Genomic DNA, 19,217 nt, shown 5'->3' on the forward strand with positions numbered 1-19,217 from the left:
AGGCCGTCTGAATATTGCAATTACCCATATATACATTATTCAGGACAAAACAATGAATACGCCCCATCTTCCACGCGGCCCAGTCATGGCCGACGTCGCTGCCTATCATCTGACCGAAGAAGAAAAACAACGCCTGCTCGACCCTGCCGTCGGTGGCGTTATTTTGTTCCGCCGCAACTTTGAAAACGTCTCCCAACTCAAAGCTTTGGTTCAAGAAATCAAAGCCGTCCGTACACCTGAACTCATCATCGCCGTTGACCACGAAGGCGGACGGGTTCAACGTTTTATTGACGGCTTCACCCGCCTGCCGGCCATGAACGTATTGGGCGAAATTTGGGACAACGAAGGCAAAGAAGCCGCCTGCGCCCAAGCAGAACAAGTCGGCTGGGTTTTGGCAACCGAACTCTCCGCCTGCGGTATCGACCTATCCTTTACGCCTGTATTGGATTTAGACTGGGGGCAATGCGCCGTCATCGGCAACCGCAGTTTCCACCGCGACGCCAACATCGTGACCCAGCTTGCCCTTGCCCTGCAAAAAGGCCTGAACAAAGGCGGCATGAAATCTTGCGGCAAACACTTCCCCGGCCACGGCTTTGTCGAAGGCGACAGCCATCACGTCCTGCCTTGCGACGAACGCAGCCGCGAAGGGCTCGAAGCCGCCGACCTTATCCCATTCCGAGCATTGAGCCAAGCAGGCATGGCCGCAGTCATGCCTGCCCACGTCGTATACCCGCAAATCGACAGTCAACCTGCCGGCTTCTCCGAAAAATGGCTGAAACAAATCCTGCGCCAAGAAATCGGATTTAACGGCGTTATCTTTTCAGACGACCTGACCATGGAAGGTGCATGTGGTGTCGGCGGTATTAAAGAACGCGCCCGCCTTTCTTTTGAAGCAGGCTGCGATATTGTACTGGTGTGCAACCGCCCTGACTTGGTAGATGAATTACGAGACGGTTTCCACGCACCGGCAAACGCTGACTTGGCAGCACGTTGGCAATACATGGCCAACACATTGACCGTACAAGAAGCTGCCGACATCATGGCAACCGAAGCATTCCAAGCCGCCCAACAAGCAACTGCCAAACTGGCAACTCCAAAAGACATCGCAGGCGGTGTCAAAGTCGGCGAAGCATTCTGATTCAAGGCCGTCTGAAACATTGACGGCAAATAAAAAAAGGAAGACTTGAAAAAGTCTTCCTTTTTTGTCTTCCTAATTAATGAAGTTTTACGTTATAGCGACGTTCCAAACGTAAGAATACCCATCCTAATACACTCGTCAATACAAGATAAATCAATGCAACCGTATAAAGTGGCTCTTGGAATATCGAATACTGACCTGTGATTGCTTTTTGAACAGACATAAGTTCAGGAACTGCAATAACAGACAGCAAAGAACTATCTTTCAAAAGTGTGATAAATTCACCTGCAAGTGGCGGCAACATACGGCGAAGAGCCTGAGGTAAAATCACATAACGCATCGCCTGGGTATAGGTCAGACCCAAAGAACGTGCGGCTTCCATTTGGCCTTTATCAATCGACTGGATACCGGCACGGAAAATCTCACAAACATATGCACCTGAGTTGGCAATCAAAGCCATTACACCTGCGATCAATGGGCCATAAGAGCGACGAAAATTAATTGCAGATTCTCCGCTGATTAATGCACCATCGGTAGGATGTACAAAAAATGGGAAAATAACAAAAGCCCAAATAATAACTTGAGCAAGCAATGGCGTACCGCGGAACAATGCAACATACACAAAAGAAATCTTACGCAAAACCCAAGCCAATGCACGTATCGGCGCACCGGCTTTTTCCGGATTAACCAAACGAGCCAATGCCAACAGCAAACCTAAAATCGAACCGCCAATCGTTGCAACCACTGTAATTCCCAGCGTCGCTAATACGCCGTAAAAAAACATCCAGCGGTATTCATAAATAATGTCAAAACGAAAATCCATAACCCTTCCGTCGGTCAAAATCGGTAACTAATCCGAATATTTTTTAAAAATGAAGCTTGATATTTTACAAGAAAATACATTGCTTGAACGGTTTTTTGTTAAATTAATCCACCCAACCCTGCTTTTTTACATTTCCAACGTATTGCAGCCCCTTTTCACCTTTCATCATATAAGACATTTTCCGTATAAAAAACAAAGCGCAAACCCGACACAAAATTGACCGAAACACAAAAACAGCGGATAATCCGCCCATTCTTCAAACATCTTTCAGACGGCCTTCCCTCTTCCCTTGAGGGCCGTCTGAAAACATTTTAAAAAGCATAAAACATGAAAGCACCCGAACTCTTATTGCCTGCAGGCGGCCTCGAACGTATGCGCGCCGCCTACGACTACGGCGCAGACGCCGTTTACGCCGGCAGCCCGCGTTACTCCCTGCGCGCCCGCAACAACGAATTTGCCAAACTCGACGTCCTTGAGCAAGGCATTAAAGAAGCGCACGAGCGCAACAAAAAATTCTTCCTGACCGTCAATACGCTGCCGCACAACTCCAAACTCAAAACCTTCGTTTCCGATATGGAACCCTTGATTGCCATGAAACCCGACGCGCTGATTATGGCGGATCCAGGTTTAATCATGACCGTGCGCGAAAAATGGCCGGAAATGCCGATCCACCTATCCGTTCAGGCAAACACCACCAACTACTGGGGCGTGAAATTCTGGCAAAACATCGGCGTCGAACGCATTATTCTGTCGCGCGAATTGAGCATGGAAGAAATCGCTGAAATCCGCCAAGAATGCCCCGACATCGAACTCGAAGTCTTTATCCACGGCGCATTGTGTATCGCCTACTCCGGCCGCTGCCTACTCTCCGGCTACTTCAACCACCGCGACCCCAACCAAGGCACCTGCACCAACTCCTGCCGTTGGGATTACAAAGTCCACAACGCCGTCGAAAGCGATGCAGGCGATGCCCAGCTTCTGCAAGGTTTCAACTTTGAAAAAGCCCAAGAAGAAGCCAACCAAAACTTTGAAGGCATCAACGGTCAAAAACGCCATCCCTACGCCGACAAAGTTTTCCTGATTGAAGAGTCCAACCGCCCGGGCGAAATGATGCCGATTATGGAAGACGAACACGGCACCTATATCATGAACTCCAAAGACCTTCGCGGCATCGAAGTAGTTGAAAAACTGGCCAAAATCGGCGTGGACAGCCTCAAAGTCGAAGGCCGTACCAAGTCGCTCTATTATGTTGCACGCGTGGCCCAGTCCTACCGCAAAGCAATTGATGATGCCGTTGCAGGCCGTCCGTTTGACTACGGCTTGTTGAGCGAACTCGAAGGCCTTGCCAACCGCGGCTACACCAGCGGCTTCCTCGAGCGCCACCAAACTCAGGATTACCAAAACTACCTGACCGGCCACTCCATCGCCAAACAAAGCCAATATGTCGGCCACGTTACCGAAATCGATGAAAATGGCTGGGCGACCATCGAAGTTAAAAACCGCTTTGCCATCGGCGATTCACTCGAAATCATCCACCCAAGCGGCAATCAAACCATCAAATTGGAACAAATGACCCGAAAAGGCCAGCCTGTCGATGTTGCCCCAGGCAACGGCATTCAGGTAAAAATCCCTAACATGCAGGGCAAAGAAAAAGCTTTGGTTGCGCGGATTATGAATCCTTAAGCATCAACAAAATAAAGGCCGTCTGAAACTTTCAGACGGCCTTTTAAAATGATCTATGCTGTTTTAAGCCTGTTCTTGCAATACGGCGGCAATCAATTCTTCCGCACCATCATCCGCCAGTTTTTTGGCGACCGCGCGACCCAAAGCATCGGCGTATTCGGCTGGGGCTTGCGCGTCTGCCTGCAAAATAACCGAACCGTCAGGATGACCGACCAAGCCGCGCAAGGTCAGCAAGCCGTTTTCTTCAGTACAATATGCGGCCAGCGGCACTTGGCAGCTTCCGCCCAAAGCGCGCGCCAAAGCGCGTTCGGCCGTAACGCAGGCGTGTGTGGTATCGTGGTTCAATGGCTTTAAGACTTCGTACAAATCTTCGCGATGCGCTGCAATTTCAATACCCAATGCGCCTTGTCCGGCAGCAGGCAGGCTGTCGGATTCCGACAAAATCATGCGGATGCGTTCGTCCAATTCCAGACGCTGCAAACCGGCGGCAGCCAAAATAATCGCGTCGTATTCGCCATTATCGAGTTTGGACAAACGGGTTTGCACATTGCCGCGCAAAGGTTTGATAACCAAATGCGGATAGCGCGCGCGCAACTGGGCTTCGCGGCGCAGGCTGGATGTGCCTACGACGGCGCCTTTGGGCATTTCTTCCAAACGCGCGTATTGGTTGGACACAAATGCGTCAAACGGATTGGCGCGTTCGCCGATGGCCGCAAGCGCGAAACCTTCAGGCAAATCCATCGGTACATCTTTAATAGAATGCACGGCCAAGTCGGCCCGACCGTCATACAAAGCCTGTTCCAACTCTTTGACAAACAAGCCTTTACCGCCGACTTTTGACAAAGTTCTGTCCAAAATCTGGTCGCCGCGCGTGGTCATGCCCAAAATCTCGACTTCGCAATCGGGATACAGGGCTTTCAGACGGCCTTGGATATGTTTTGCCTGCCACATGGCAAGCAGGCTTTCGCGACTGGCGATAACGAGTTTTTTCGGGTTCATAATGGTTGCCTGAAAGATGGAAAACGGCATGAAGTCTATCATATTTTGGGCGGTTTTTCAGACGGCATGGGGGTGAATATGTTATATTTACGCCTAAAAACCAAATTTTCGGGACAACATGAAACGCGCCAAACAATATCCTTTTTTATCCTTACAGCGGCAACGTTTTCATCTGAACTTTGAAAACGCTTCTTCCGCCGCCAACCTTCCTTCAGAGAATGACTTCTACCGCTGGGCGTGGTCTGCCTTAAAAAACGAATACCGCCGCGCAGACATCAGCCTGATTCTTCTGGACGAAGAAGAAGCCCGCGCTTACAACCGCGACTACCGAGGCAAAGATTACGCCACCAATGTATTGAGTTTCGCGCTCAACGAAGGCGAAATCCTGCCCGACCAGTTTTCAGACGGCCTGTATGGCGATTTGGTGATTTGCCCGCAAGTGGTTTTGAAAGAAGCCGCCGAACAAGGCAAAACACCTGAGCAGCATTTTGCCCACCTGACCATACACGGTACTTTACACCTGATGGGCTACGACCACATCGAAGACGATGAAGCCGAAATAATGGAAGCCGAAGAAATCCGCCTGATGCTGGCGTCAGGCTTCCCCAACCCCTACCAAGAGGACGAATATTAAAATGGACGGTACGCAGTCGAAACCCAAGTTTTTCGAACGCCTAATCTCCCGACTTGCCGGCGAGCCCGACTCCGCCGAAGACGTATTAACCCTGCTGCGCCAAGCGCACGAGCAGGAAGTTTTTGATGCCGACACACTGACCCGGCTGGAAAAAGTATTGGACTTTGCCGAACTGGAAGTGCGTGATGCCATGATTACGCGCAGCCGCATGAACGTATTGAAAGAGAACGACAGCATCGAGCGCATCACGGCCTACATCATCGAAACCGCCCATTCGCGTTTCCCCGTCATCGGTGAAGACAAAGACGAGGTTTTAGGTATTTTGCACGCCAAAGACCTGCTCAAATATATGTTCAACCCCGAGCAGTTTCACCTGAAATCCGTCTTACGCCCTGCCGTTTTCGTTCCCGAAGGCAAATCTTTGACCGCCCTTTTAAAAGAGTTCCGCGAGCAACGCAACCACATGGCGATTGTTATCGACGAATACGGCGGCACATCCGGCCTGGTAACCTTTGAAGACATCATCGAGCAAATCGTCGGCGACATCGAAGACGAGTTTGACGAAGACGACAGCGCCGACAATATCCACGCCGTTTCTTCCGAACGCTGGCGCATCCACGCGGCTACCGAAATCGAAGACATCAACACCTTCTTCGGTACGGAATACAGCAGCGAAGAAGCCGATACCATCGGTGGCCTGGTCATTCAAGAATTGGGGCACCTGCCCGTACGCGGCGAAAAAGTCATCATCGGCAGCCTGCAATTTACCGTCGCGCGCGCCGACAACCGCCGTCTGCACACCCTGATGGCCACACGAATTAAAGAAAACACGGATAAACCATGATTATTCTGGATCACGTCTCCAAACACTATCAAACACGCGACAACAAAGACTTTGTCGCCGTCGAGCCGACCAGCCTCGAAATCAAACAGGGAGAAATCTTCGGCCTGATGGGCTATTCCGGCGCAGGCAAATCCACCCTGCTGCGCCTGATTAATTTATTGGAACGTCCGGATACAGGTACCGTCAGCGTATGCGGCCAAGAACTGACCGCGCTCAACGCCACGCAACTGCGCCACGCCCGACAAAACATCGGCATGGTATTCCAACAGTTCAACCTATTGAGCAACCGTACCGTTGCCGAAAACGTCGCCTTTCCTTTAGAAATTGCCAAATGGCCGTCTAAAAAAATCCAAGCACGTGTTGAAGAATGTTTGGAAATCGTTGATTTGCAAGACCGTGCCAATCATTACCCGTCCCAACTTTCTGGCGGTCAAAAACAACGTGTAGGCATTGCCCGTGCGCTGGCGCCGCAACCTCAAGTCATCCTCGCCGACGAACCCACTTCCGCCCTCGACCCCGCCACTACGCGCAGCGTTTTGAAGTGTTTGGAAGACATCAACCGACGTTTCAACGTAACCATCGTCATCGTTACCCACGAAATGAGCGTTATCCGCCGCCTGTGCGACCGTGCCGCCCTCTTGGACAAAGGCCGTCTGCTGGAAATCATTGAAGTACACGGCAACCAAATCCATGCCCAATCCGAAATCGGGCAAGAGCTGATTCGAGAGGACTAATATGGCAGATTTAACATTTGAAAGTGCTGTTGAGACCATCGTCAGCATGAAGGGCGAAATTATCCAAGCCTTGGGCGAAACCTTTATTATGGTCGGCCTATCGACTACTTTCGCCGTTATCTTCGGTACGATTTTGGGCGTATTGCTGTTTGTGACGTCAAGCCATCAGTTGCACTACAACAAACAGCTGAATTTATTTTTGGACAACCTGGTCAACCTGATGCGCGCGTTTCCTTTCGTCATCCTGATGATTGCCATGATTCCTGTTACACGCGCCATCATCGGCACGACCATCGGCCCGGTTGCCGCTTCATTGGTATTGAGCGTATCCGGCTTGTTCTACTTCGCTCGTTTGGTCGAGCAAAACCTGCGCGAAGTACCCAGAGGCGTGATTGAAGCGGCCTCCGCAATGGGCGCTTCCCCCATGAGCATCATCTGCAAAGTGCTTTTGAATGAAGCACGCGCAGGTATGGTTTCCAGCATTACCGTACTGGCTATCGGCCTTCTGTCGTACAGCGCGGCGGCAGGTATGATTGGCGGCGGCGGCTTGGGCGACCTTGCCATCCGTTACGGCTACTACCGCTATCAAATGGAAGTCATCATCTTCATCGTCGCCATCCTGGTTTTACTCGTTATCCTGATTCAAGGTATCGGCAACAGATTGGCACGCAAACTGGATAAACGTTAAACAAACCAGGCCGTCTGAAATAGATTACTATTTTTCAGACGGCCTGTTATCTATTTAGAACATATTAGGATATATATTCCAAATAAATTTACAAAAAACATCCTCATATTTCCAAAATAGATTTACAATCCCTCTTTTTTGACGGCGGCGGCTTGAGGCCGTCTGAAACCGTTTTATCATCCATTAGGAGCAAAATATGCAAATCAACACATTCTTCAAAACCCTTTCAGCCGCTGCGCTGGCCATCGTACTGGCTGCCTGCGGCGGTCAAAAAGACAGCGCGCCTGCTGCTTCTGCCGCTTCTTCTGCTGACAACGGCGCAGAGAAAAAAGAAATCGTCTTCGGTACAACCGTCGGCGACTTTGGCGATATGGTAAAAGACCAAATCCAACCGGCTTTGGAGAAAAAAGGCTATAAAGTCAAACTGATCGAGTTCACCGACTATGTTCGCCCCAACCTTGCTTTGGCTGAAGGCGAATTGGACATTAACATCTTCCAACACAAACCTTATCTGGACGACTTCAAAAAAGAACACAAGTTGGACATCGTTGAAGCCTTCCAAGTACCGACTGCACCTTTGGGCCTGTACCCTGGCAAACTGAAATCTTTGGACGAAGTGAAAGACGGCGTCAGCGTTTCTGCACCTAACGACCCATCTAACTTTGCCCGTGCATTGGTTATGTTGAACGAATTGGGCTGGATTAAACTGAAAGCCGACGTTGATCCGCTGACTGCTTCTAAAAACGATATTGCCGAAAATCCAAAAAACATCCAAATCGTAGAGCTTGAAGCCGCCCAACTGCCACGCAGCCGTGCCGACGTTGACTTTGCCGTCGTTAACGGCAACTACGCCATGAGCAGCGGCATGAAACTGACTGAAGCCCTGTTCCAAGAGCCAAGCTTTGCCTACGTTAACTGGTCTGCCGTCCGCACTGCCGACAAAGACAGCCAATGGCTGAAAGATGTAACCGAAGCCTACAACTCTGACGAGTTCAAAGCTTACTCACAAAAACGCTTTGCCGGTTACAAATATCCTGCTGCATGGGGTGAAAACGCAGCTGCAGGTGCTCAAGCCGAAGCTGCTTCTACTGCTTCTGCAACCAAATAAGTAACTTTTTGAAAAAAGGCCGTCTGAACATTCAGGCGGCCTTTTTCTATTGCTTATCTCTTCTCAAAGCTCAAAACAAGTTTTTTGATTAACGCCAAACACTTACATAATTCCCTTTTTAAAACTAAATCAATATGTTGTAAAAAAGTTCAATAAAAAGTCATATTTTTATTCAATAAAATCAATTACTAAATGAATTATTCTAATTTTTTATAATATTCACTAGTAATGTTCCGTTTATCCTGATATTATACCGTTCATCTAAAGACATCCGGTTATCTGCATTACAGACCGTTCATCTGAATTGCTTCAAACCACTTTGTCGGATTTTCCCATATATGTTGTGTTTCTCCGTATCGAAGGGGTTTGAGCGGTTGAAACCGTATTGCTTAGATATTAAAGCTTCATGCTTTGAAATGAGTGAATTTTTGTTTTAAGTGTCGTAATCTCTTGCTAATTACTCCCAGCTGCAAGAGTTTCAGGGTTGCCCCCTTGGGCAGCCCTTCTTTTTTTATCCTCCATTATTTCAGTAATCGAGCCTTCCCTGTCCTATGCACATAGTCAAAATCGCAGGCAAGGCTGGCCTTCCCCTCAGCCTCCAATCTTCTTCAATTCATTATTCGTCATCACCAGCCAAACCTGTGCATTTTTAACTTGAGCCGCAGTACGGATGGCCGCTTCATCCATAATAGAAAATGCAGTAGAAAAAGCATCGGCAACCGCCGCACTTTCCACCATAACGCTCATGCTTTTATAGCGCGGCTGGCTTCCGCCTGTACGCGGATCAAAAAGATGGGTAAATTTGCCAGCTTCGTCCATTACCGTGCCATAGCCGCCAGATGTAGCAAAGGCTTGGTTTTTCATGGCAATGGTGGTCAGGATTTGGTCTTCTTGGTCGGGATTGCGAATACTGACATTCCACTCGCGCTGGTTGGCATTATCAAAGCCGTAAATTTCCCCCATATCAATCAATGCCTGGGTAACGCCTTGCTGCTTCAACAATTCGGCTACTTTGTCGGTGATATAGCCCTGCGCAATGCCGTTGAGCGACAAGCCCATGCCTTTTTGGGCAAAACGGATTTCTTTGGTATCAAAATCGACTTTGTTAAAATCCACTAATTCGAGCGTTTCTTTAATACTGCGTTCGGATGGCGGCGTTTCAGTTTTGGGGTTTCGTCTGAAGTGGTCGGCATACAGATTCCACAAAGGCTGAATGCTGGGATCAAATGCACCCTGCGTCAGCTGATGGATATCTCGGCTGATACTGAGCAGCTGCAAAAAATCGGATGGCGGATTTTTCAGACGGCCTTCTCGGTTTAAGCGGCTAATCATGCTGTCATCCCGATACAGGCTGAAGATTTTTTCCAATCGTGAAACTTCCGCCAATACTTTGTTGACCAGTATTTCCGCCTGCTTGCGCTCAACGCCGAACAAACGCAACTCCGCACCCGAACCCAACGCAATACCTCTCCAAATAACTGGCTGCTCTTCTTGATTCAGGCTGGCCGGATGAGTCGGCTGATTGGTTCTGCGGCTAATGGCAAAGGGAATGCCGACACCAGCGGCAAGTGTGGCGGCGATGGCAAGGAAACGGCGGCGCGTTAAGGGGGTGGACATAAAGTATTCCTTGGATTTTTATCTTTACATTGAAAGCCGCATTCATTAAATCATCAATCGACAGCTTCCAACATAAAGGCCGTCTGAAACAGTTTCAGACGGCCTTTATTGGTTGTTTTATTTGAAAATGTATTCGTCGGGCATCTCTGCAAAACCGACTACTCTGCCGCCTTTCTCTTTGGCGAATTTTTCAGCCTGAGCCTTGTCGGCAAACGGAAGCGCGTCTTCCGCACCCATGCCGCCGATAAAGCTGCTTTCGATGACGTAATAGGCTTTTTTCGCATCTATCCATTCGGCGTCGGCATTGGGTTTTTCCCAATCTTTGACTTTGCCCATATCGGTAACATAGATAGCATGAATGCCTTTGGGCTCTTCAGGCAGTTTAGTGTAGCCGAACATCTGCTTGATGGTGGAAAACCAAACCGGTTTGTCAGGTTTGCCGTTCAAGAAGATTTGCGCTTTAGGGCCGTTGTGTTCGGTCAAGTTCATGCTGCAGTAATGACCGACTGCACTGTCGCTGATTCGTTGGGGCGTAGGCGGAGGAGTATTTTCCTCTTTGCTACAAGCAGATAAAGCAAGGATGGTGAATGCTGTAAATAATATTTTTCTCATATTTGTCTCTTTCCGAAAATCCAGGCGGCCAAGACCAAGGGAATGATAACCCATAATACCTGCGCCGTCAGCAAAACCGGCATAGTCAGGCTGATTTGATCGCTCAAACCGGCCATCCCTGCGTACATCGCGGTGTTTTCATAACCGGTCAGGTTGAGCAGACGGTAAATGTCGGAAGGATTGAACAAGAGAATGGTTTCTACAACAGGCGCGGTAATAACTTGTTCAGTATCGGCAACCAAAACACCCAAAAGCGCCATATCGAAAATCACCACAAAAAACAGCCATACGCCGATGGCGATACCGGCGGCAGTACCGCGTTCTTTGACTTTTGCGCTAATCAAATAACCCATAGACAAAAAGGCTGCACCAAGAATCACACTGGCAACAATCAGGAGGGCAAAAGGTTTCCATGCGGCAAGGTCAAAGCCGCCGTTGGCAAGCTGGAGGGTAATGCCCGCCAATCCGTAGCCTGCCGTGGTGGCAAGGGCAAGGATGATGAGATGGCCGATAAATTTGCCGGCAAGGATTTGGTTGCGCGAAATCGGATAGCTCAACAACAGCGCCATCGTGCCGCGTTCGATTTCGCCAATCAGCGCATCATAAGAGAGCAACATCGCAATCAGCGGAATCAGGAAAATCGACAGGCTGGAGAGGCTGACAACGGTAACGGTCAACGGATCGACTTTGACTGTACCGGTAGGCGAGCTGCCCAGGAAACCCAATGACAGGGCAAGCGCGGCAAGCAGGAGTGCGGCGGCGAGGACCCAACGGTTGCGCAGGCTGTCGCGGACTTCTTTGCCGGTAATAATCCAAACGGGGTTCATACGTCTTCCCTTTTTAAGAATTGTGCGTACATATCGTCAAGTGTCGGGGTATGGATATCGATATAGGCAAGGTTGCCCAAATCACCCAATTCACTCAAAAGCCCCATACGCTCTTCGGCTTTACATTGCGCTTTATACGACAGCCCGTCTGAAAGCGGCTGCCAACGCTCGCTCAACGGACGCGCTTCTTTCAAACGAACATTGACGGTCAACGGCAAACCACTTTGAACATGCAACTCATCCATGCTGCCATCGGCAACTTTCACACCGTTTTTCATGACGATAATGCGGTCGGCGTGGCCATCGAGTTCGGCAAGCGCGTGCGTGCTGAGCAATACGGTTGCACCGCGTCCATTCAGTTCGCGCACGACTTCGTAAAACATTTGGCGTGAAGCCGGGTCAAGGCCTGTGGTCGGTTCGTCAAACAATAAGACTTTAGGCTCGCCCAACAAGGCTTGTGCCAAAGCGAGACGTTGGCGCATACCTTTGGAGTAAGTGCCGACACGGCGGCGTGCCGCTTGAGAAATGCCGACGCGTTCCAACAACTCACGGTTTTTCCTCAAGGGCTGTTTTTTAAGTTTGGCATAGAAATCCATGGTTTCAATGCCGGTCAATGAAGGATGAAGCGCGACGGTTTCAGGCAGGTAGCCGATTTGGCTGCGAAGCAGTGCGCCTGCCTTACTGCCGGTACGCTCGCCCAGCAACATGACTTCGCCTTCGGTCGGCGTAATCAGGCCGAGTATCAGCTTCATGATGGTGGATTTGCCTGCACCGTTATGCCCTGCCATGCCGACGCTTTCGCCTGCTTTGAGGACTAAATCGACTTGGTTGACGGCTTTTTGACTACCGAATTGTTTGGTCACGTTTCTTAATTCGACGTGGTTGGTCATGAATAATTCCTTTGTGCCGTTTCAGACGGCCTCATGAAAAAGGCCGTCTGAAAACATGTTTAATTCAAAGATCCGTTTTCGGCATCGCTCCAATCGGATTGGCGCGTACTGGCTTCGTGCAACAGCTCATCCTTCATGGCTTCGTATTTGGTGCTTGTTTTGTTGCTGATCGGTTTCATCAATGGCTTACTGTCGATGACGCCGCCCGGCAAAATAGCGGGGAACTGAGATTGCGCCCATTTGACAATGCTGACGGCAGGACTGTTCATCAGCAGACGGGACACGGGGGCGCGCCAAATGATTTGGTCGATAATGCCGTTCGGTCGATAGGCGTTGTCGCCAAAACCATCGCCATCAAGATCGAATGTACTGTTGTCGCTCCAATAATTGCCTCGGCCGCCCTCTCCCCAATCAAGGAAACGGGTGCTGACGTATTTAACTTGGCTTTCGTTGTTGATAAACGAATTATTGGACAGACTTGTGCCTTCAATAGCCGCGGTAAAGTGAATGCCGATTTGACAGTTTTCAAAATGGTTGTCAAAAATTTTATTGAAGTTGGCGTTATAGGCGAATACGCATTTACCGGCTTTGTTGATAATGTTATCGTTAATATCGGAATGGTTGACGTAATTGAGCATAATGCCTTGGTCACGGCTGCCTACGGCGATATTGCCATACACTTTGAGACGCTCTGAGAACATCAACACATAGCCCATATTGTTGCCGACAGAGATGTTGTTGCTGACCTCGCTGTCGTTGGTGTACATATAATGCACTGCAAAACGCAAATCGCTGAAACGATTGCCTTTATAGGTATTGTTTGTACTGGTATTAGAAAAAATACCGTCACGGCCTTTGGAAATATCGTTGTCGACTACTTGCGCGCCCGGCGCATTCCAAACCGTTACGCCATTACCGCGCTCATTCACACGCAATGTGGCTTCCCCGACAATCTTATTTTCGCGCACCATCGATTCTGCCGCGCCATGGATGTATACGCCGACTGAGTTGTCCAAGACATTATTGTGTTCAACCAATGCTCGCGGAGCCGTTTCCTCAAGATAAATCCCTGCATCCATGGCCGGCAGGCTCAAGCCTGAATTGGAAACGGTCAGATTGCGCAGAGTTACGTCAGGCGCATGAACGGCAATGGTACGCCCGCTCCTGTCGCCGACAATCTTGGCGGAGCGATCGGCCGGACCTTCAATGGTAATCGGTTTGTCGATATAGAGTTTGGTCTTGTATGTACCGGAGGCAAGCTTGAGCGTATCGCCGGCTTGGGCGCGCGCTAAAGCATCATTGAGATTGTCTTGTGCGGATACGTTGATGACTGAGGCAAAGGCCGTCTGAACCATACTGCCCAATAGCAATACGAATGCGGCACGTTGCCATTTGGAACGATGGGATGGTGTATGCGTCATAATTATATCTCAATTTCAGACGGCCTGTTTTCTACATGGTAAACATATGCAGAAACAGGTATTTTGATGTTATAGCAAAGCTGTCTGATGATGGCTTATATCTCATTGCAATATCTGCAGACAAACAGCTTTGCTATAAAGGCCGTCTGAAAGAATGTCTTTTCAGACGGCCTGAAGGATTAAATCATCAAACCAAAATTATTTTGGTTTAACAATCATTTGACCTGACATTTCCATGTGCAATGCGTGGCAGAACCATTGGCAGTAATACCAGTGTACGCCTGGACGGACTGCTTTGAAGGTTACAGAAGATGTCGCTTGCGGGCCGATCTCCATAGCGATACCGTAGCCTTCCAAAGTGAAACCGTGAGTCAAGTCCTCAATGGTCTCAACGTTGGTTACGTATACGGTCACTTCGTCGCCTTGGTTCACTTCAAATTGAGGGATACTGAATGCAGGCGCAACGGCAGTCATGTACACGCGTACTTTGTTGCCTTCACGTACGACTTTAGCGGCTTTTTCCAGCTCAACACCGTCTTTTTGCGCTTGTTCCAAAGCATCTTTCCAGAACCATGGGTCTTTGCGGTCCCAAGTTTTGCTTGGGTTCACTTTGGAAGCGGAAACCAGACAGAAGTCATGTGGTTCTGCAAAAGTCGGGTTGTCGTGAACCAGACGCATTTCGTCGCCGGAGATGTCGATTAATTGGTCACACTCAGGTTTCAGAGGGCCTGCGTTCAGGAAGCGGTCTTTGGAGAATTTGTTCAAAGACACCAACCATTTACCGTCGGCTTCTTTAGTTTCACCCATGGTAGTGTGGTTGTGACCAGGTTGATAGTGAACGTCCAATTTTTGTTTAATCGGATCGATTTTCTCGCCTTTGTAGGCTTTAATCGCATCGTCGATGTTCCATTTCACCATTTGGCTGTCGATAAACAATGTAGTATAGGCATTGCCGCGACCGTCAAATGCAGTGTGTAATGGGCCAAGACCCAGTTGAGGTTCAGCTACGACAACATCGCGCTCTTTAATTTTGCCTGCAAACAAATCGTCCAGTTTGCTGACATCCAATACGGTAACGGTTGGAGACAGTTTACCGTTGAGCATGATGTATTTGCCGTCAGGGCTTGCGTTACAGCCGTGAGGAGAGTTAGGTACAGGGATGTAGCGGGTGTATGGAGAGTTGGCTTCTGCACGGCCGTCCAACATTTTCACGCCGTTAACTTCTTTGAAGTCGCCTTTTTTGATGCCTTCTTCGATAGCGGCCAGGTTAAATACTACACACCAGTCTTGCTCGTTAGAAGAAGCACCTTGTACAGTCAGAGCGCGTTCAGAGTTATAGCAGGTAGAGAAAGAGTATTTACCTTGGTAGTCGGCATCGCCGTTGTCCAAGTTACCGTCTACCAAAACTTGCCATGCGATTTCCATGGTTTCGCCGTCAATTGCGGTATAAACGGCATTCCAAGTTTTCGCATCATCCCATTTACCTACGCCGTCAACTGGAACAATGTGTTCGCCGTTGGCAAAAACGTAACCGGTTTTCGGATAACGTTGCGGACGCAGACCGTGGATACCTGAAGCATTAGGAATATCGATGATTTTATCGGTTTTCATTACATCCAAGCGGACGCGGCAAACACGGGTGTTTGCTTTATCGTTGGCGTAAGCATAACGGCCATCGTAAGTTTGGTCGGTGAAAGACAAGTGCGGGTGGTGCAAGTCGCCGTTAGGGTAGCAACGCAGACCGCTGTCTTGCAGGAATTTACGGGTTTCCGGCGTAATGTTTCCGTTTAAAACGCTCAGACTCTCGTTGGTACGACCCCAACCAGTAGCGCTGTCCATATTGAATACTGGGATACGCATCAGTTCGCGCATAGATGGCAAACCGATCAAGCGCATTTCGCCTGATTGACCGCCTGACAGGAAACCGTAGTATTGGTCAAGTTCGCCTGGACCGACTTCGGAAGTTTGTTTGCCCGGTTCGGCAGAATGAGCAGCGGCTTTTTCGGCAGGAGCTGCGCCAGAAACAGCAGCTTTGTCACCCTCACCGTTAGAGCAACCGGCCAAGCCCAACAAACCGGCACCGGCAATACCTGCGCCGGAAGCAGCGGCAGTACCTAAGAATGAACGACGGCTTAAGCCGTTTTGTTCTAATTTTTCGTCTGACATACGACACTCCTTGGATAAAATCCGGCGGCCGATTTTTTTCAGACGGCCTACCGATGAAAAAATTTCTAAGTTGGGCTGCCGATACAGCCCTCTTTTTTATAAATAACTACTTATCAACACTAATTGCCGATTCTTTTTTAACAAACTGAACAACTTGTTCTTGAGCATTTTTCGTTGCTGCCGCATCGTGCTGCTCAGATTTTGCTGCCGCTTGTTTTTGTTTTTTCTTATTCGTTGCCACTACTTGAGGACAACGCGTATCGTGGTGATACATTACCTGGCAATGCAGGCATTGGATACATTCGTTCGGATGGATATCGCCTTCTGGTGCAATGGCCTGTACCGGACATTCATGCGTACAAATCTGACAAGGATTGCCACACATTTTATAGCGGCGCAGCCAGTCAAACACACGGAATCGACCCGGCAATGCGATACCCGCACCCAAAGGACACAGATAACGACAGAAGAAACGTTCGATAAACAATCCGGCAATCAGCAAAGCTGCAGCAAACAATACAAACCACCATTCGCGCATAAACTTCAGAATAATTGCGGTTTTGAAAGGTTCAACTTCTGCAAATTTTTCAGCAGTACCCAAATCATACAGGGAAATAGCCAGCAAACCGAAGAAGATGACGTATTTAATGGCTGTCAGGCGCGTATGCAACAGATGTGGCACAGTAATTTGTTTTACGCCCAGTTTTTTAGCAATGCGATTGGTCAATTCTTGCAACGAACCGAAAGGACACAGCCAGCCGCAGAACGTACCCCTGTTCCACAACAGCATGGTTGCCGCTGTAAAGAGCCACAGGATGAACACCAGCGGATCCATCAGGAAGAATTCCCAGTGGAATTCAGTCAAAACTGCGGAGAATAAGGTCAGCGTATTGACAACCGATAATTGAGCTTGCGCATACCAACCAATATAAACTAAGGTAAATGTCAGGAAGCAGAGGCGGAAACGGTCATACCATTTTTCGTAACGTACAATCCAGTCTTGGAACAGGAATACCAACAGAAGAATTGTCAAAGCAATACCGACAACAATAATTTGACCTTGCTTGGCTTTCCAAACCTGTTTCCAAAGTTGGTTGGAAACACCATCATCACCGGCAGTCGCATCTTCGGCAATACCCGTACTTTCAGGAACTGAAGCTGCAGCCGCAACTTGCTCAACCGGCGCGCTGATTTCAACAGGTGGCGCTTTTGGATCATCGACATAGTAGCCTTTTGGCAATTCGTAATCCAAATCTGCATTCACAAAAGCTTTATCGTTAACGCTCAACACACGTTGAATCATCAGTTGTAAACGCCATGGCTCGGCAGCATCAAATTCCACACCTTCCGGGATGGTAAACCAAGAGACCTCTTTAAATGCAGGTGCACCTTCCGCTGCCAAAGCAACTACACGCTCATGTTGTGCATCGGTAAAACGGAAGCTGGTATCGCCCTGAATCATTTCGATACGGTCGAAGATACCGCCACGCACATAGCCTGAGCCTTTCCAAGAGTATCGGCCTTCACCGGCAACCATAATAGCCTGTTGACCTGGTTGCAAACGTTTTTGCAGATTATTCCAACCGGCTTCACCTAAAAGACTTTTACCGATAGAAGGTTGGCTGACCAAAGCAACATATAAATCAACGAATGTATCGTTACCATCGCCCTGCTCTGCATGGTCTGTAACACCTGCTTTACCACCTTTTTCAAACAATTTGTTGATATCGTCAACAGAAATATGCAGATGACCAACAGCTTTTTGTTCTAACAGTGCATTCCAAGACTGAATATCTTGTTTATCAGAATTCACAGCACGACGGGGACGGGTTTGAACCGCAGGCTCATTTGCAGCTTGTTCACCAGAAGCGGCAGCAGCACCGGCTTGAGTCGCTTTATCCGTACCCAAATGATATTGATGAATAACCGATTTGACAGAACGCTGAATACTGTCGTTAATCACCATTAACGTTACAGTCGCACCACTGATGATATCACCAGGAGCCACGCCAGGCTGCGGAGGATTTTTAATAAAATTTAAGCCAATATATTTATCAATGAATTTATCAACACGGGATTGCGGAATACCAATCAGCATAATTGGTTCATGATGTTCAACCAATTTTGCTCCGGCAATAGTGCCATCATTGGCCAATGCAACCATCGTATCAATCGGCTTACTCGAATAACCGCGCGTATTAACCACATCAGTCGTGATATAAACCAAGCCAAGTTGCTCTTCGCCTTTATATACACGAGCAACCAAAGGCTTACCTTCAGGTTTGCCGTAGCGATCAGCACCAGGAAAAATTTCAGAAGGCTGAATTTTTGCCAAGAAATCAGGCAAGCGCTCTGCGTAAGCAGGTAGGCTTACTATCATCATAGAAAATACAGCAAACAGCACAAGGATTCGTTTCCAAATGCCACTTAAGCACTTCATTTCAAGACAGGACATGGCTATTCCCGATATATCGATACTCTAAACACTTATATTATATGAATCATCTATCGGCAATAATTTGATTAAAATCAAATTTACAAATCTTAAAATCAAATTCCACATGCTAATAATACTTTAGAACTATAAAAATAAATCTTTTATTAGTAGACATGAAATATAGGAAAATCAACTTAATCAATGACCATCTTTATATTGTTAACTTATTTATAATAATACTCAAAACAATTTCTAATATTTTATTTAGCATATATTTAATAGAATATAATCTGACTTAGATTTTCATAAGCCGTCTGAAAATATCGAAAATACTTTAACCTACCCTTGCAATAATAAAATACAGTCCCTGCAAAAACAAAAAGAGCCTGTATAAAACAGGCTCTTTTTCAGGCTAATCTTAAGTCAGATTAGAATTTGTGACGCAGGCCAACAGTACCAGCAGTTTTCTCGTATTTGTTGTCGCCTTTACCTTCTTTCAACCAACCGGCTGACAACAAGGCAGAAGTGCGTTTAGAGAAGTCGTAGTCAGCACCAACGATAACTTGGTTGTAAGCGCTGTTCTCTTGTTTCACGCC

17 protein-coding genes are annotated in these 19,217 nt (G+C 48.2%); 7 read left to right on the forward strand and 10 right to left on the reverse strand.

The genetic code is table 11. From position 1 onward, the window contains the following. Positions 1-52 precede the first annotated feature (52 nt). Positions 53-1,138 carry a beta-N-acetylhexosaminidase gene (gene nagZ / locus ACTHSW_RS09980; protein WP_070459301.1) on the forward strand — a complete coding sequence of 362 codons (1,086 nt, stop codon included), beginning with the start codon at positions 53-55 and terminating at the stop codon, positions 1,136-1,138. Between the two features lie 76 nt (positions 1,139-1,214). Here nagZ and ACTHSW_RS09985 read toward each other — a convergent pair whose 3' ends face one another. After that, positions 1,215-1,961 carry an amino acid ABC transporter permease gene (locus ACTHSW_RS09985; protein ID WP_070459299.1) on the reverse strand — a complete coding sequence of 249 codons (747 nt, stop codon included), beginning with the start codon at positions 1,959-1,961 and terminating at the stop codon, positions 1,215-1,217. A gap of 327 nt (positions 1,962-2,288) precedes the next feature. Here ACTHSW_RS09985 and trhP point away from each other — a divergent pair, with 327 nt between their 5' ends. Continuing rightward, a complete protein-coding gene (trhP, locus tag ACTHSW_RS09990; protein ID WP_070606783.1) occupies positions 2,289-3,644 on the forward strand; it encodes a prephenate-dependent tRNA uridine(34) hydroxylase TrhP in 1,356 nt (451 codons plus the stop codon). A 63-nt stretch (positions 3,645-3,707) separates the two neighbouring features. Here the strand turns inward: trhP and hemC are convergent, their stop codons facing one another. Beyond that, on the reverse strand, positions 3,708-4,643 hold the full coding sequence (gene hemC / locus ACTHSW_RS09995; protein WP_107810756.1) for a hydroxymethylbilane synthase: 936 nt from the start codon (positions 4,641-4,643) through the stop codon (positions 3,708-3,710). Between the two features lie 118 nt (positions 4,644-4,761). Between hemC and ybeY the strand changes: the two genes are divergently transcribed. From ybeY to ACTHSW_RS10020, 5 genes are all read left to right on the forward strand, one after another. Next, positions 4,762-5,277 carry an rRNA maturation RNase YbeY gene (gene ybeY / locus ACTHSW_RS10000; protein ID WP_107810750.1) on the forward strand — a complete coding sequence of 172 codons (516 nt, stop codon included), beginning with the start codon at positions 4,762-4,764 and terminating at the stop codon, positions 5,275-5,277. A 1-nt stretch (position 5,278) separates the two neighbouring features. Then, positions 5,279-6,121 (forward strand): HlyC/CorC family transporter, encoded by an 843-nt coding sequence (locus ACTHSW_RS10005; protein WP_107792358.1) that lies wholly within the window; start codon positions 5,279-5,281, stop codon positions 6,119-6,121. Beyond that, a complete protein-coding gene (locus tag ACTHSW_RS10010) occupies positions 6,118-6,855 on the forward strand; it encodes a methionine ABC transporter ATP-binding protein (RefSeq protein WP_107792357.1) in 738 nt (245 codons plus the stop codon). Before ACTHSW_RS10005 ends, ACTHSW_RS10010 begins: the two co-directional genes overlap by 4 nt. Position 6,856: 1 nt before the next feature. Continuing rightward, complete coding sequence (locus ACTHSW_RS10015; protein ID WP_070587440.1) at positions 6,857-7,543, forward strand: methionine ABC transporter permease; 687 nt, start codon at positions 6,857-6,859, stop codon at positions 7,541-7,543. 196 nt (positions 7,544-7,739) lie between these two features. Continuing rightward, positions 7,740-8,651 (forward strand): MetQ/NlpA family ABC transporter substrate-binding protein, encoded by a 912-nt coding sequence (locus ACTHSW_RS10020; RefSeq protein WP_003684378.1) that lies wholly within the window; start codon positions 7,740-7,742, stop codon positions 8,649-8,651. A gap of 591 nt (positions 8,652-9,242) precedes the next feature. On the opposite strand, the gene ACTHSW_RS10025 is transcribed toward ACTHSW_RS10020, so the two are convergent. The 8 genes from ACTHSW_RS10025 to ACTHSW_RS10060 all read right to left on the reverse strand — a co-directional run. Then, on the reverse strand, positions 9,243-10,268 hold the full coding sequence (locus tag ACTHSW_RS10025; RefSeq protein ID WP_107769544.1) for an FAD:protein FMN transferase: 1,026 nt from the start codon (positions 10,266-10,268) through the stop codon (positions 9,243-9,245). Between the two features lie 117 nt (positions 10,269-10,385). Continuing rightward, positions 10,386-10,880 carry a nitrous oxide reductase accessory protein NosL gene (locus ACTHSW_RS10030; protein WP_070459272.1) on the reverse strand — a complete coding sequence of 165 codons (495 nt, stop codon included), beginning with the start codon at positions 10,878-10,880 and terminating at the stop codon, positions 10,386-10,388. Then, entirely contained in the window at positions 10,877-11,707 is an 831-nt protein-coding gene (locus tag ACTHSW_RS10035) for an ABC transporter permease (RefSeq protein WP_070459269.1), read from the reverse strand. The genes ACTHSW_RS10030 and ACTHSW_RS10035 overlap by 4 nt, the downstream gene beginning before the upstream one ends. Then, positions 11,704-12,597: an ABC transporter ATP-binding protein gene (locus tag ACTHSW_RS10040; RefSeq protein ID WP_070459265.1), complete on the reverse strand. Its 894-nt coding sequence runs from the start codon at positions 12,595-12,597 to the stop codon at positions 11,704-11,706. Before ACTHSW_RS10040 ends, ACTHSW_RS10035 begins: the two co-directional genes overlap by 4 nt. Before the next feature lie 59 nt (positions 12,598-12,656). Then, on the reverse strand, positions 12,657-14,018 hold the full coding sequence (locus tag ACTHSW_RS10045) for a nitrous oxide reductase family maturation protein NosD (RefSeq protein ID WP_070459262.1): 1,362 nt from the start codon (positions 14,016-14,018) through the stop codon (positions 12,657-12,659). 198 nt (positions 14,019-14,216) lie between these two features. Continuing rightward, a complete protein-coding gene (nosZ, locus tag ACTHSW_RS10050; RefSeq protein WP_070459260.1) occupies positions 14,217-16,184 on the reverse strand; it encodes a TAT-dependent nitrous-oxide reductase in 1,968 nt (655 codons plus the stop codon). 106 nt (positions 16,185-16,290) lie between these two features. After that, positions 16,291-18,567: a regulatory protein NosR gene (locus ACTHSW_RS10055; protein ID WP_083290016.1), complete on the reverse strand. Its 2,277-nt coding sequence runs from the start codon at positions 18,565-18,567 to the stop codon at positions 16,291-16,293. A gap of 482 nt (positions 18,568-19,049) precedes the next feature. Beyond that, positions 19,050-19,217: porin (locus tag ACTHSW_RS10060; RefSeq protein ID WP_440373893.1), on the reverse strand; the 168-nt coding region annotated here is incomplete at its 5' end.

The organism is Neisseria sp. P0008.S004 (assembly GCF_051962755.1).
In the GTDB taxonomy this organism is placed as follows: Bacteria; Pseudomonadota; Gammaproteobacteria; order Burkholderiales; family Neisseriaceae; genus Neisseria; species Neisseria subflava_A.

What these genes read in the sequence shown, in the direction of transcription:
- ACTHSW_RS10040 (WP_070459265.1), bottom strand. Translation starts at nt 12,597, where the DNA reads ATGACCAACCACGTCGAATTAAGAAACGTGACCAAACAATTCGGTAGT.
- ybeY (WP_107810750.1), top strand. Translation starts at nt 4,762, where the DNA reads ATGAAACGCGCCAAACAATATCCTTTTTTATCCTTACAGCGGCAACGT.
- hemC (WP_107810756.1), bottom strand. Translation starts at nt 4,643, where the DNA reads ATGAACCCGAAAAAACTCGTTATCGCCAGTCGCGAAAGCCTGCTTGCC.
- ACTHSW_RS09985 (WP_070459299.1), bottom strand. Translation starts at nt 1,961, where the DNA reads ATGGATTTTCGTTTTGACATTATTTATGAATACCGCTGGATGTTTTTT.
- ACTHSW_RS10030 (WP_070459272.1), bottom strand. Translation starts at nt 10,880, where the DNA reads ATGAGAAAAATATTATTTACAGCATTCACCATCCTTGCTTTATCTGCT.
- ACTHSW_RS10015 (WP_070587440.1), top strand. Translation starts at nt 6,857, where the DNA reads ATGGCAGATTTAACATTTGAAAGTGCTGTTGAGACCATCGTCAGCATG.
- ACTHSW_RS10005 (WP_107792358.1), top strand. Translation starts at nt 5,279, where the DNA reads ATGGACGGTACGCAGTCGAAACCCAAGTTTTTCGAACGCCTAATCTCC.
- ACTHSW_RS10025 (WP_107769544.1), bottom strand. Translation starts at nt 10,268, where the DNA reads ATGTCCACCCCCTTAACGCGCCGCCGTTTCCTTGCCATCGCCGCCACA.
- ACTHSW_RS10055 (WP_083290016.1), bottom strand. Translation starts at nt 18,567, where the DNA reads ATGATGATAGTAAGCCTACCTGCTTACGCAGAGCGCTTGCCTGATTTC.
- ACTHSW_RS10045 (WP_070459262.1), bottom strand. Translation starts at nt 14,018, where the DNA reads ATGACGCATACACCATCCCATCGTTCCAAATGGCAACGTGCCGCATTC.
- ACTHSW_RS10035 (WP_070459269.1), bottom strand. Translation starts at nt 11,707, where the DNA reads ATGAACCCCGTTTGGATTATTACCGGCAAAGAAGTCCGCGACAGCCTG.
- nagZ (WP_070459301.1), top strand. Translation starts at nt 53, where the DNA reads ATGAATACGCCCCATCTTCCACGCGGCCCAGTCATGGCCGACGTCGCT.
- trhP (WP_070606783.1), top strand. Translation starts at nt 2,289, where the DNA reads ATGAAAGCACCCGAACTCTTATTGCCTGCAGGCGGCCTCGAACGTATG.
- nosZ (WP_070459260.1), bottom strand. Translation starts at nt 16,184, where the DNA reads ATGTCAGACGAAAAATTAGAACAAAACGGCTTAAGCCGTCGTTCATTC.
- ACTHSW_RS10020 (WP_003684378.1), top strand. Translation starts at nt 7,740, where the DNA reads ATGCAAATCAACACATTCTTCAAAACCCTTTCAGCCGCTGCGCTGGCC.
- ACTHSW_RS10010 (WP_107792357.1), top strand. Translation starts at nt 6,118, where the DNA reads ATGATTATTCTGGATCACGTCTCCAAACACTATCAAACACGCGACAAC.